This is a genomic window from Yinghuangia sp. YIM S09857 (assembly GCF_051388915.1).
Lineage (GTDB): Bacteria > Actinomycetota > Actinomycetes > Streptomycetales > Streptomycetaceae > Yinghuangia.
Window position 1 is genome coordinate 41,006 of the sequence record NZ_JBPKBH010000019.1, and the last position, 12,719, is coordinate 53,724.

12 protein-coding genes and 1 pseudogene are annotated in these 12,719 nt (G+C 67.5%); 5 read left to right on the forward strand and 8 right to left on the reverse strand.

Annotated features, from left to right (window positions below; genetic code table 11):
- Nucleotides 1-827 (forward strand): hypothetical protein (locus ACRX5S_RS31180; protein WP_436776510.1); only part of this gene is annotated, 827 nt, incomplete at its 5' end.
- Nucleotides 828-888: 61 nt separating this feature from the next.
- Here ACRX5S_RS31180 and ACRX5S_RS31185 read toward each other — a convergent pair.
- The 4 genes and pseudogenes from ACRX5S_RS31185 to ACRX5S_RS31200 all read right to left on the reverse strand — a co-directional run bounded on the left by ACRX5S_RS31185 (nt 889) and on the right by ACRX5S_RS31200 (nt 3,160).
- Nucleotides 889-1,308: a hypothetical protein gene (locus tag ACRX5S_RS31185; protein ID WP_436776511.1), complete on the reverse strand. Its 420-nt coding sequence runs from the start codon at nt 1,306-1,308 to the stop codon at nt 889-891.
- Nucleotides 1,309-1,581: 273 nt separating this feature from the next.
- Nucleotides 1,582-2,637 carry a YaaC family protein gene (locus ACRX5S_RS31190; protein ID WP_436776512.1) on the reverse strand — a complete coding sequence of 352 codons (1,056 nt, stop codon included), beginning with the start codon at nt 2,635-2,637 and terminating at the stop codon, nt 1,582-1,584.
- An 81-nt stretch (nt 2,638-2,718) separates the two neighbouring features.
- Nucleotides 2,719-2,918, reverse strand: a pseudogene (locus tag ACRX5S_RS31195) (hypothetical protein); the annotation flags it as partial.
- 32 nt (nt 2,919-2,950) lie between these two features.
- Nucleotides 2,951-3,160 carry an integrase gene (locus ACRX5S_RS31200; RefSeq protein WP_436776513.1) on the reverse strand — a complete coding sequence of 70 codons (210 nt, stop codon included), beginning with the start codon at nt 3,158-3,160 and terminating at the stop codon, nt 2,951-2,953.
- 23 nt (nt 3,161-3,183) lie between these two features.
- Here ACRX5S_RS31200 and ACRX5S_RS31205 point away from each other — a divergent pair, with 23 nt between their 5' ends.
- Nucleotides 3,184-3,756, forward strand: a complete 573-nt coding sequence (locus tag ACRX5S_RS31205; protein WP_436776629.1) for a TetR/AcrR family transcriptional regulator — start codon at nt 3,184-3,186, stop codon at nt 3,754-3,756.
- 296 nt (nt 3,757-4,052) lie between these two features.
- Here ACRX5S_RS31205 and ACRX5S_RS31210 read toward each other — a convergent pair whose 3' ends face one another.
- The 3 genes from ACRX5S_RS31210 to ACRX5S_RS31220 form a co-directional block, all read right to left on the reverse strand.
- The gene (locus ACRX5S_RS31210; protein WP_436776514.1) at nt 4,053-4,931 is read right to left on the reverse strand and encodes a GntR family transcriptional regulator; all 879 of its coding nucleotides are present in this window, start codon (nt 4,929-4,931) and stop codon (nt 4,053-4,055) included.
- A gap of 326 nt (nt 4,932-5,257) precedes the next feature.
- Complete coding sequence (locus ACRX5S_RS31215; protein ID WP_436776515.1) at nt 5,258-5,719, reverse strand: polyketide cyclase; 462 nt, start codon at nt 5,717-5,719, stop codon at nt 5,258-5,260.
- Between the two features lie 398 nt (nt 5,720-6,117).
- Nucleotides 6,118-7,227: an acyl-CoA dehydrogenase family protein gene (locus tag ACRX5S_RS31220; RefSeq protein ID WP_436776630.1), complete on the reverse strand. Its 1,110-nt coding sequence runs from the start codon at nt 7,225-7,227 to the stop codon at nt 6,118-6,120.
- A 254-nt stretch (nt 7,228-7,481) separates the two neighbouring features.
- Between ACRX5S_RS31220 and ACRX5S_RS31225 the strand changes: the two genes are divergently transcribed.
- Together ACRX5S_RS31225 and ACRX5S_RS31230 are read left to right on the forward strand one after the other, a co-directional pair.
- Nucleotides 7,482-8,675, forward strand: a complete 1,194-nt coding sequence (locus ACRX5S_RS31225; RefSeq protein ID WP_436776516.1) for a thiolase family protein — start codon at nt 7,482-7,484, stop codon at nt 8,673-8,675.
- Nucleotides 8,676-8,752: 77 nt separating this feature from the next.
- A complete protein-coding gene (locus ACRX5S_RS31230; RefSeq protein WP_436776517.1) occupies nt 8,753-9,676 on the forward strand; it encodes a 3-hydroxybutyryl-CoA dehydrogenase in 924 nt (307 codons plus the stop codon).
- 177 nt (nt 9,677-9,853) lie between these two features.
- Here the strand turns inward: ACRX5S_RS31230 and ACRX5S_RS31235 are convergent, their stop codons facing one another.
- Nucleotides 9,854-10,723, reverse strand: coding sequence for an acyl-CoA thioesterase (locus tag ACRX5S_RS31235; RefSeq protein WP_436776518.1), 870 nt, complete (start codon nt 10,721-10,723; stop codon nt 9,854-9,856).
- A gap of 376 nt (nt 10,724-11,099) precedes the next feature.
- On the opposite strand from ACRX5S_RS31235, the gene ACRX5S_RS31240 reads away from it, so the two are divergent.
- Nucleotides 11,100-12,689, forward strand: coding sequence for an ABC transporter substrate-binding protein (locus ACRX5S_RS31240; RefSeq protein ID WP_436776519.1), 1,590 nt, complete (start codon nt 11,100-11,102; stop codon nt 12,687-12,689).
- Nucleotides 12,690-12,719: the final 30 nt, after the last annotated feature.

Here is a 12,719-nt window from a genome sequence, read left to right on the forward strand (position 1 = left end):
CCGCCCCCTCCCCCACACGACGTCAGCCCAGAGCGACCCTGCCCCCGGAGTACGCCATGCACAACCGCACCGCCGCGCTCACCGCAGCCATCATTGCCGCCGCACTCGGTGCCGTCCTGACCTCTTGCAGCGGCAACAGCAGCAACGACAGACCAACGGAACGGGATGCCAAGGAACTCGCCCTGGCCGCCATCGACTCCGTCACCACCGCCCCCACCTACCGCGTCACCGGCGCCGGCACCGACGACAACGGCGTCCCCACCAAGACCGACGTCTGCTTCACCCGCACCGGCGACTTCCACGGCACCATGACCTACGGCCCCGACACCGCCGACATCATCGGCGTCGGCGCCGAGATCTACTGGCGTGCCCCCGCGCCGATGCTCGCCGCCCTCGCCGAAACCAGCACCGACGACGCCAGCATCGACCTGCTCACCCGCACCCTCAACGGCCGCTACATCCGCTACGCCGGCCCCGACGCCCGCGAAGCACCCATCACCAGCGTCCGCGACGTCGTCGACCTCTTCGACCCCGCCCACACCGACGACGTCACCAAAGACACGCCCACCACCATCGACGGACAGCGCGTCATCCCCCTCCGCATGACCTACGAGGGCGGCGAAACCACCACCATGTACGTCCCCGTCGAAGGCGACCCCTTCCCCGTCCGCATCGACGAAGCCCCCGGCACCCAAAGCGGCGAAACCCTCAGCACCGCCCTCACCCGCCCCACCGAACCCTGCACCCCCGCCACACCGCAGCCCGACCAGTACCTCGACAACCGCGACCTCGAAACCGCGCTACAAGCCGTCGACAGCGCACGCTGAGAACCGGCCGCGGTTGTCGCCGCACCTACGCATCGCAGTGTCCCAACCGCACGAAGCGGGTTCAGCGAGCCGCCGGTTGCCCGGCACACACGACTTCGAGAACCGGGGAAAGCGTGATCCGCACCTGGACGGCAGCTTTCGGCGAATCGAGATCGACTTGCAGAAGCCACCTACCAGGCGCAAGCCGGATGTGGTCGCGATCATCGGCGTCGCCGACGGACAACACGCCGGAGGGAACGTCAATCACCGTCGCATAGTCGGCGTTCTCCACCGCTTCGCGGCGGACATCGACGACGAGTTCGACGTCTGCATCCCCCAACTGCGCGTGTCGAACCCGAATGCTCACCCAGCAGCGCGAGGGCCAGACCGGGCCGGGTCCCTGCATGCTGTCCGGATCGAAGTCACCTTCGTCGTTGTCGTTCACATGGATGCACCCCCAGTGGAACTCGCGGACTCGGTGCAATGCGGCTTCGATCTCCATGGGGGCATGATGCCCCGACGCCCCCGCAACGCTCGGCAGCAGGCGTTCGTATGCACCGCGCTCTCGACAATCCGCCCCGCCCACTCACCGACGACACGCTGGACGCGGTGGTCGCAAATGGCGTGACTGAAACAGCGACTTGGACTGGTTGCCGGAACGAGTACTTCCGCGCGCGGGTGCGAAGTACCTCCGAGACCGTGTGGATGATTGAGGCGATGTACCGCGCGTCTCGACGAGCCGCCGCGCGGCCGAGGGTCTGACCGGGCGCGTATCTCAGGTGACTTCGTCGATGGCGGCGAGGACGAGATCGGGGACGGCCGCAAGGGCCTTGTCCAGGAGGTATTCCAGGGCGACGGCATCGGGGCTCTTGTTGACGTCGGTCTGCACTGTCCACTGAGCGGGCTGGTAGCGGGCCATCATGGACAGGGCGTGCAGGATGGCCCACCACGCCAGCAGCGGGTGCAGTTGATCGTCGTGACCGCCGAACGCGGGGTGCAGCACGCGTGTGGTGCCGTCGAAGCTTCTGCCTTTCCATGGCGCGAGCTTGTCGAACCTGCTCAAGGGTGTCTCGCCTGGGTCCAGCCTCCAGGTGAGGCGACAGCCGATCGTGTTCTCGCGCGCGTTCCAATGATCGGGGCCATCGGGGCGAAAGGCACCTGGCCAGCGGAAGGCGTACCCGGCCAGGGTCGGGTAGTCGGCGAGCCACGCGGTCACGTCACGTTCCCGGTCTTCCGGGGCGACGGCGTCTTTAAGGCGGGCGGGCATCTCAGATGCGATGGCGGCCAGGCTGGTCGCGGTCGGATCGTCGACCTTTAGCCCGTCCAATGACACATGGAGCAAGGTGCCCGTGCTCGCCTTCAACGGCCAGCGTTCCACCTCGAGGATGGCGGTCCACAGGTCGGCAACCCGTGTCTGGGCCGGGAGCGTTCGTGACTTGAGGATCTTGGCGACACGGAGGAAGGAGGAGTGGTCGGCGCCCTTGTCTTGGACGGTGACCTCACCGATGTCCGGTTGGTCTTTCTTGGCGACGACAAGGCCATGGCCTTGGAGCACGGACTCCGGCTTGGGAACCGGAGCGCACGCGGCCAGCGCCCTCCCCGCCTGATTGACCGCGTAGTAGAGAAGCATCGGGCGGGATGCCGGTCCGACCGTGGACGCGGCGGCGAAGAGCTGTTCCGTCTGCTCCAGGGCCGCACTGAACATGTCCTTGCGTGAGCCTTGCGTGGCGTGTCCGGGAGGAGCAGCCCTCAGGTGCCGTAGAGCGCGCCACACTGCTTCGGTCGGGGCGTAACTCGAGTCGCGGAAGGTGGGATAGGGCCTGCGAACCATCGCGCCATCCTGTCACCGCCCGGTCAGAGCCTGCCTGGTCTTTCGAGGTTGCGCCATCTCTATCCGGGATCCAACGCGGTGCTACGAGCAGGGCATCTCATTCATGTTGATTCGACCTTGATCTTTCCCGGTGACGTGTTTGATCGGGTTGTCGATCATTGCGATGCGGATGTGGGCTTTCGAGCTGGCCGGGAGCACTTCGTAGTCCCGTGCCAGGCGGCGGTGGACCACGAGCCAACCTATGAACGTTCGACGACCCATCTACGTGGGGGCACGCGGAAGCTGTGGGTGCCGAATAGTCCATCCGTCCAGGTCATGCGGCATGTCGGTACTCGTGGATGACGCCGCCGAGTCGGTCGTGTCTGCGGATGTCCAGGCGAGCGATCCGGTCCGGATCGGTGATGGGTTCGGGTGCCGGTCGCAGCGGCGCAGCCTGATCGAGTGCCCGGTGCGGACGGTGTCCGTTGTAGTGGACCTCGAACTCACGGAAGGTGCTGAATAGATGGCGGTGGTTCCAGATCAAGGACTGCGCTGGTTTCGACCGCGCTGGAACTGATCGCAGAGCAGGGCATCGCTGCGTTGTCCGTGGCTGAGGTGGCCCGTCGCGCGGGCGTCAGCACAGCTGCTCCGTATCGCCACTTCGTCAACAAGCAGGCCCTGCTGATCGCCTGCGCCGTCGCCGCAGCGAACGCGCTCGGCGAGCGAATGCTCCAGGCGCAGAGCGAACTGCCCCGTAACGAGCACGGTTCCGTCGACCCCGTCGAGGCAACGGCCGCCGCGTACACGCGCTTCGCCGCTGAAAACGGTTCCGGGCTGGACCTGATTTCTGCCCCGGAGCTCCAGGGCGCCGGGGACGAGGACCTGCTCCAGGCCGGACGGAGCGTCATGGACGCTCTACTGCCCTCGGTGCTGGCCCTCACCGGCCAAGACGCGCGCGCGGCGCTGGAATTGTTGGAACGGCAGATCGCAGCAGCACACGGCTACGGGGCACTTCTGCGCTCAGGCTTTCTCAGCCGACGCCACCCCACGCTCGACGACGTGGCCGATCACGCCGGGGCCGTCGCGCGAACGCTCGCCCGCGAGGCACAGCCGACCCCCCAGAGCTCACCACCCCTGTAGTCACTCTGCTCAGGTGTCGGGAAACCACGGCCACGCCCCTCGGGGAGTATGGCCAGTCCAGGGTTGAGTGTCGTCGGTGCTGGTTGGAGAAGCCTTCGTTGTATTCGAAGGTCTCGCTTGCGAGTTCGACGCGGTCCGCCAGCGCTGTGGGGTGGAGGAGACCGGTCTGCGCGGAGCACGCTCACTGCCCCTGACCCCGCGGGGAGTCCCTGCACAACGTCGAGTCCAGACATCGGTTGCGCTAGCCGAGCAGGCCCGTGTTCGACGACGCGTCGGCTTGGCCGTCGTGGACGTCCCTAAGATCCGGTGACGAGCAGTCCCCGTGCCCTGAGCAGTTCGACCACATTGTCCGCCTGGGTGTGCAGCATCGCGGACAGCGCCTGCTCGGCGGCGGCACCCTGGCCGTTCCTGATGGCCTGCATCACCGCCCGCAGGCTGCGCTTTTGGATCCGCATCACTCCGGGCACCTCGGCGAAGAAGTTGCCCGGCACGAGGTGGGTGGTGAGCATCACGCCCATGGCGGTAATGCGGCGCGATCGGGCCATTGCTTGGAGCCGGCACAGGAACTCCTGGCTGCGTTCGTGGAATTCGTCCGGATGCGTCGATTCTTGAAGCCGACGATGCACGCTCTCCAATGCCGCCACGTCCTGGTCTGTAGCCCGTTCGGTCGCGCAACGCGCCGTGAATCCGTACAGCATGCCGAGTGCGTCGTAGTGGTCCCGCGTGGAGTTCTCATCGAGGCCGTTGACGAAAGCGCCGCGATACGGCTCGCTGGTCACCCATCCCTCGTGGTCGAGGGCTATGACCGCCTCCCGCACAGGGACGCGGCTGACCCGAAGGTCTGCGGCTATCTCGTCCTGCGGTACGCGTTGACCGGCACGTAGATTCTTGTCGAAGATCATCCTCCGGATGTGCTCGGCAACCCGGTGTGCGCTCGTTGGCCGAGCGTGAACGCAAGCACCGACTACGTAGACATCCGGCATCCCGTGATAGGCAGTCATGACGAACTCCCAAGGCCGCTGGTCGACAGACGTCGAGGAACGGGGCCGGCGCTGTCGGTCTCCCTCGGCACCGTCTTGGCAGGCGCGGTGGTCATCGTCGCGGGAGACAGAAGGACGGTGCCGACATACGCCTTCGCCGTGTTGAGCCGGTGCAGGAGAGCAGCACCGGCCCATGAACTCCCGTGCGCCTGCGGTGTTTCACGTCAGACAAAGCCCGACGTCGACAGGCGTCTACCGTTCAGCCGATCGGGCCATGTAGCGGCGGCGCCGAGCAACCGCACGTGTTCGACGCCGGGAATCGGCCGCAGCAATGTTGCCGACGCGAAAGTCGGCTCAGCAGCCGCCGCCGTCGTGGCACAGGCCGGAGACCGCGCAGACCGGGCTTTACAGAGTCGCAGGTGGGCGATCAGCAGGGCTCTGCGCAGCGAGAGCACGGGACCCGCCCCCAGCGAAATCCGCGTTAGCCGAACTCGCAGACGCGAGCGGCGCGCACCGCGGTTCTACTCCACTGTCCGGGCCAAAATCCCGAGCGTGGCACGCAGGCCGGCTTCTGGGATAACGGGGAACACGCCCTTGCCTCGGTATAGGTCTTCGATGTTGCTCCAGTCGTAGTAGGAAGTCACAAGGGTCCCACCGTCGATGGCTTCCAAGTGGTACCCGTAGAGGTGCTTCAGCGGCGGCCTGCCGGCGACTCGGACCGTCCACTCGATGTGGGCATCTGGCGCGAACTCGGTGATGACCACGGTCACGTCGTACTTGCCCAGCGGAAAGTCGTTGAGCGACTCGCGGTCCATGTGGACGACGAACTCGTCCCCGGTCTTGGTCACGACGTCGCCCTCGGCGGACTGCAACATCCCGGAGCTGTCGATCGTTACGTGCCCGGCAGGACTGCTCAGGATCGCGAATATCGCACCGGGAGCTACGGAGAATCGCCGCTGCACCTCGAAGCGCTCAATGGCCATGGATGACGTCCTCACACGTTCGGATGGAACCGCCATCCGCCGGCAACGCCTCACGGGCATCGTCAATGCGTTTCCCAGCCGACGGCTTGTCCCCACACCAGATCCACCGGTCAAGTGTCCGCCGGCCCGAGTCCCCGGCGAGTACGCCTGCCCGCCGCACAGCGGCGGGCAGGCGTCGTGCGCGGTGTGCAGCCACGCACGACGGCCGTCCGCGAGGCGCCCAAGCCGCTCGGACGGCCGGGGTGCCGTGAGGCGGAGCAGAGCCTCTGCGACACCCCGGTCCGCGGGATGCCGTGCTGTCCGTCAAGTACAGCGCGACGAAATGAATAATGTATCTATTTTATGCTCGGTGCAACCCCAGCCCGTCAAGGCCTTGGCGACCCGTGCCCTTCAGCACGCTACTTCGGCAGGTTCCTCGCCATCACGATGCGCTGCACCTGGTTCGTGCCCTCGTAGATCTGCGTGATCTTGGCGTCGCGCATCATGCGCTCCACCGGGTAGTCGCGCGTGTAGCCGTAGCCGCCCAGAAGCTGGACGGCGTCGACGGTGATCTCCATGGCGGCGTCCGACGCGTAGCACTTGGCCGCGGCGCCGAAGAAGGTCAGGTCGCCGTCGCCGCGCTCGGACTTCGCGGCGGCCTGGTACGTCAGCGCGCGGGCCGCCTCCAGCTTCATGGCCATGTCGGCGAGCATGAACTGCACGCCCTGGAAGTCCGCGATCGGCTTGCCGAACTGCTTGCGCTCCTGGACGTACCCCTTGGCGTAGTCCAGCGCCCCCTGCGCGATGCCGAGCGCCTGCGCGGCGATCGTGACGCGCGTGTGGTCGAGCGTGGCCATCGCCGTGGCGAAGCCGGTGCCCTCGTCGCCGATCATGCGGGACGCCGGGATGCGCACGTTGTCGAGGTAGACCTCCCGCGTCGGGGAACCCTTGATGCCGAGCTTCCTCTCCGGCGCGCCGAACGAGACGCCCTCGTCGGACTTCTCCACCACGAACGCCGAGATGCCGCGCGAGCGCTTGGCCGGGTCGGTCACCGCCATGACGGTGTAGTACTCGGACACCCCCGCATTGGTGATCCACCGCTTGACGCCGTTCAGGACGTAGAAGTCCCCGTCCCGAACCGCCCGCGTCTTCATCCCCGCGGCATCGGACCCCGCCTCCGGCTCGGACAGGCAGTACGAGAACATCGCCTCGCCCCGCGCCACCGGCGCCAGGTACTGCTTCTTCAACTCCTCCGACGCGGACAGCATCAGCGGCATCGTGCCCAGCTTGTTGACCGCCGGGATCAGCGAGGACGACGCACACACCCGCGCCACCTCCTCGATCACGATCACCGTGGCCAGCGCGTCCGCGCCCGAGCCCCCGTACGCCTCCGGAATGTGCACCGCGTGCAGGTCGTTGGCGGTCAGCGCGTCCAGCGCCTCCTGCGGGAAGCGGCCCTGCTCGTCGACATCGGCCGCATACGGCGCGATTCTCGCCTCGGCCAGCGCCCGCACCGAATCGCGGAGCATCCCGTGCTCCTCACCGATACGGAACAGCTCGAAGTCACGGTTCACGAAAGCTCCCCACACGTTCACGTTGCTGGTCAAGTCGGAGTGCGGCCTACGACTTCGTCGAGGCCCGCGCGTCCACCGGCAGAGGCCAACCGACATAGTAAGTACTATATTCTGGCTCGACCCAGTACACGCCGACCAGGCTCGCCCCCGCTGTGATCGCAGGCGCTGACGTGGCGTTCGCGGACACGAGCCAGAGAACAGGGACATCCATGAACGACGCAGTCATCGTCGACGTCCTCCGGACCGCCTCCGGTCGCGGCAAGCCCGGCGGTGCGTTGTCCCAGGTACACCCAGCCGACCTGCTCGCCACCGTGTTGGAAGCACTCGTCACGCGCAACAACCTGGACCCGGCGTTGATCGACGATGTCATCACCGGCTGCGTGTCCCAGTCGGGGCAGCAGGGCGGCAACGTCGGCCGGACGGCCGTGCTCGGCGCCGGTTTCCCCGAGTCGGTGCCGGCGACGACGGTTGACCGGCAGTGCGGATCGAGCCAACAAGCACTGCACTTCGCCGCGCAGGGGGTTCAGGCCGGGGCCTATGACGTGGTCGTCGCCTGCGGGGTCGAATCCATGAGCCGCGTGCCCATGGGCTCGAACATCGCAGGCGCCGACGCGCTGGGCGCGCGCACCCGCGCCCGCTACCCGGAGGGCCTCATCCAGCAAGGACTCTCCGCCGAAATCCTCGCGGCGCGCTGGAAGTTGGACCGTGCCACGCTCGACCGCTTCGCCGCACGCTCGCATGCTCGCGCATCGGCAGCTCAGACGGATGGGCGATTCAAGTCGGAGATCGTCCCCGTGGAGATCACGGCCGACGACGGGTCCATACACCTCCACGAGCAGGACGAAACCATCCGCCCGAGCACCAGCGAGGCTGGACTCTCAGCTCTGAAGCCGTCGTTCACTGCGGACCCGGATGCCCATCGATTCCCGGAAGCGGACCGGCTGTTGACGCCGGGCAACTCCTCGCCGCTGACCGATGGTGCGTCGGCGGCCCTGATCATGAACGCGCACACGGCGGAACGCCTGGGACTGACTGCTCGTGCGCGCTTCCACTCCTTTGCGGTCACCGGCTCCGACCCCGTCACGATGCTCGACGGCGTGGTACCGGCTACACGCAAGCTCCTGGACCGCAGCGGCCTGAGCATCGCCGAGATCGACAGCTACGAAGTCAACGAGGCGTTCGCGCCGATCCCTCTGCTGTGGGCCGCGGCCTTCGACGCCGACCAGGAAAGGCTGAATCCGCGCGGAGGCGCCATCGCCCTCGGCCATCCGCTCGGGGCCTCCGGCACGCGGCTGCTGACCACGCTCGTCAACTCCCTGGAAACCACAGGAGGGCGCTACGGCCTACAGACGATGTGCGAAGGAGGCGGCATGGCCAACGCCATGATCGTCGAACGGCTCTGACGGCCAATTCCCAGCACGCCGAAACGACGTGGCTCGTCGTACCCGATCAGACACCACCGCCGACGAGACGGATCACCATGACAAATGCCCCCACCCTGTCCCCTGCGCCGTCTGCGGCGGCCACACATCGCGCGATCCGGCGGGTCGGCGTGGTCGGTTCCGGTCTGATGGGCTCCGGCATCGCCGAGGTGTGCGCCCGCGCCGGACTCGACGTGGTCGTCCGCGAGATCGGTCCCGATGCTTCGCGCGCAGGCCGCGCCCGCATCACCGAGTCCCTCAACCGGGCCGTACACCGCGGGAAAATCACCGACACCGACCGCGACTCCACCCTCGGCCGTCTCCGCTACACCACCGACCTGGCCGACCTCGCCGACCGCGACCTCGTCGTCGAGGCCATCGCCGAGGACGAGGCCGCCAAAGCGGAATTGTTCGCCGCACTCGACAGGATCGTCGCCCGCCCCGACGCCATCCTCGCGTCCAACACCTCCTCCATCCCGATCATGAAGCTCGGTATGGCGACCGCGCGGCCGGAATGGGTCGTCGGCGTGCACTTCTTCAACCCCGTGCCCGTGCTCGACCTCGTCGAACTCGTCCCCTCCCTCCTCACCGGCGAACAAGCCCTCACCCGCGCCGAGGACTTCGTCCGCGCCCACCTGGACAAACACGTCATCCGCTCCAAGGACCGCGCGGGATTCGTCGTCAACGCCCTTCTAGTCCCCTACCTGCTCTCCGCCATCCGCATGCTCGAATCCGGCTTCGCCTCCGCCGAGGACATCGACTCCGGGATGGAACTGGGCTGCGCCCACCCGATGGGGCCGCTGCGCCTCGCGGACCTGATCGGCCTCGACACACTCGCCGCCATCGCCGACTCGATGTACGAGGAGTTCAAGGAGCCTCTGAACTCCGCACCGCCGCTACTGCTGCGCATGGTCGACGCGGGCCTTCTCGGCCGCAAATCCGGCCGCGGATTCCACCGCTACACGCACGGCGCGGGGTCGTGACCAGGTAGAAGCGCACGACATCCACCCACCACCCGATCACTACGTGACGTACACCGGGCCTCCCAATCGGATCGGTCGGCCGTAGCGTGCGCACCTCCCCCGAACACGGGCGGCCCTGGCCGCACGTCCGCACGCTGAACGCGTCACCGTGTCCGCCCTATGCGTCGACTCGGGGGTTCATTCAGACGGCCGGAACAGGGATTCCTGGGTCAGGCTTGCGAGCAGCCGGCCGTCCTCCGCATACATTGCGCCGCGATACAGACCGCGGCCTTCGGAGATCGACAGAGGGACCAAGTCCATAAGGACGAAGTCCTCCCAGTGTGGCGCGCGATGGAACCACACGGCGTGGTCGAGGGTGACGGCGCTGCCGGGGCCGCCCTCTTCCAACAGGTAGAGCCCGGTCGAGGCGTCGGAAAGATAGGCAAGTACGCACGCGCGAGCGAGCCGATCGTGCGGCAGCGGTTCGCGTGCCCGGGCCCACAGGCGCGAAGGCGACTCCTTGACCGGCTGGCGCTCCATCGGCTCCGGCAGCCGCCACTCCACCAGATCCAGGCGCGGCAGGGGGTAGACGGCCGCGTCCCGCGGGGGCCCTACGACAGGGGCTGGGGACGCCTGCGTGTCGGTGCGACCGTGTGCGTGCTCATCGGCGGACACCTGAAACGACGCCGACAGGGTCAGGATGGGTCTGCCCCTCTGGCTGGCGACGACGCGGCGCGCAGAGTACGTCCTCCCGTCGCGGTCACGCTGCACGTGGAAGTCGACAGGAAGGCCGGTATCGCCGGAACGCAGGAAGTATGCGTGCAGGGAGTGCGGGTGGCGCCCGGCAGGAGCAGTCAGTCCGGCTGCCCACAGCGCCTGGGCGGTCACCTGCCCTCCGTACAACGAGTGCGGCTCTTCGAAGAGGACGTCGGCGCGGAAGTGGTCCTCGTCGGTGCGGTCGACTCGGCGCACACCGATGACGTCGAGCAAGGGCGGCGGTAGCTCTGCCGGCGACGTGCCTTGCGGCTGACGTCTCGATTCCGGTGCTGCCTCTACTGGGTGGCTCATGCGTGGCTCATTCCGGGGCGAGTGCAGGGCGCGCCGTGTCCGAGGTCCGGAGGTCGGAGAGTGCGGTTTGCCCGGCTGGAACTCTGGATCTCCGTACACATTTTGAATACATTATCCATACGCTCCCTGGGTTCCTGCGTGGTGGCTGTGCAAACCCGGTCGGCTCACGGTCCTGCTCTTCCTCACCGTGAACCGGTACGAGCGGCCGGTGCGGCGCATTCCTGGCTGTCGCCGCACCGGCACCCCCTCACCACGGCTGTGGCGCACGGGGTGTCCGAGGACCGAGCTTCCGGCATACCTCTGCGCAGCGCGGCCCGTCCGAGGACGGCTGACCCGCAGCGGACGCGACACATCCCTCCCCGTCACGGAGAAGAAGATGCCCTTCCATTCCCACGCCGTCGCGGATGCCCGCGCAAGACGACGTACAGGCGCCACCGCACTGGCGCTTGCCCTGGTCCTGCTCACCGGTTGCGCCGCCGACGAAGACACCGCGAACCCGCCGGAGTCCGGCCCCGCCCGTCAGGGCGGAACGCTCACGATGCTGGCGGTGCAGGATTCCACCCAGCTCGATCCGTTCCGTGCGGTCTACCTGCCGTCGGTCGACGAGCCGCGCATGGCGGCACTGTACGACCCGCTCGTCTACGTCGACCCGACGACGAAGCGCGTCGAACCGCATCTGGCGGAGAGCCTGACGACCCCTGACGCCGGCGTCTCATGGACCCTGCGCCTGCGTCCTGATGTCCGGTTCAGCGACGGCACTGTGCTCGACGCGCAGGCGGTACGCACGAACTGGGAGATGCACGCGCAGCCCGCGACGGCGTCGCTCCACCGCCCAGCCGCATCCGGCCTGGTCTTCACCGTTGCCGACCCGCTGACACTCCACGTCCGCCCGCCGAGCCCCAATGCGAACTTCGACCGCACGGTGGCGCAGGAACTGACGTATATCGCGTCGCCTGCCCAGCTCACCAAAGGGCCCGACGCGTACGGGAGTCGACCAGTAGGCGCGGGCCCGTTCGTACTGAAGAGCTGGACTCGCGGCAGCGAACAGGTGTACGCCCGCAATCCCGACTACTGGCAGAAGGACCGCGGGCTGCCACGCCTGGACGGCTTCACCGTGAAGAACGTCCCCGACGGTGAGCAGCAGTTGAACACGCTCCGCACCGGCGGTGCGGAGATCGCCGCGGTCTCCGACCCGTCCGTGTTCGAGCGCGCGGACGGGCCGCTCACATCGCTTGCGCTCAGGCTCGATGGCGGTCAGCACATGCTGTTCAACACCACTCGGGCGCCCTTCGACGACGTCCGGGCGCGCCGGGCGATCAGCTTGGCACTGGACCCAGGGGACCTCTCGAAGGCCCTGTCGAACGCGTACCTCCCCGCCAAGGGACTGTTCGCGGAGGATTCCCCGTGGTTCGACGCGTCCGCCACGCAGCCGGCGAAGGATGCCGCAGAGGCGCAGCGGCTGTTCGACGAACTGGCCGCTCAGGGAAAGCCGGTGGACTTCACCTACCTGGTGCCGCGAAACCCGCGGGCACAGCGCACAGCCGAGTTCATGCAGAGCCGACTGGGCGAGTACCGCAACGTGCACATGCGGGTGGAGCCTCTGGAGATCGGCGCGTACACCGTCAAGGCGCGTGTGCAGCGAGATTTCCAGGCCGTGCTGATGGCGCGATACGTGGTCGACCCGGAGCCGGAGATGTACAACGGCTTCCGGTCCGGCAGCCCTCTCAACTACGGGGGTTGGTCCAACGCCGAAGCAGATGCCGCGCTGGAGCAAGCGCGTGCGAGCGCCGACCCGGCCGTACGCGCCGATGCCTACCGGCGGTTCCAACAGGCGGTGAAATCCGATGTTCCTGTTTGGGTCTACTCCGAGGCACAGATGGGGCAGGTCTTCCGCACGAGCGTGCGCGATGTTCGGTTGTACAACGGCGGCACGCCGCTGATGGATCGAATCGGCCTGGCAGGTTAGGCGCGCGGGGGGGGGGGGGGGGGGGGGGGG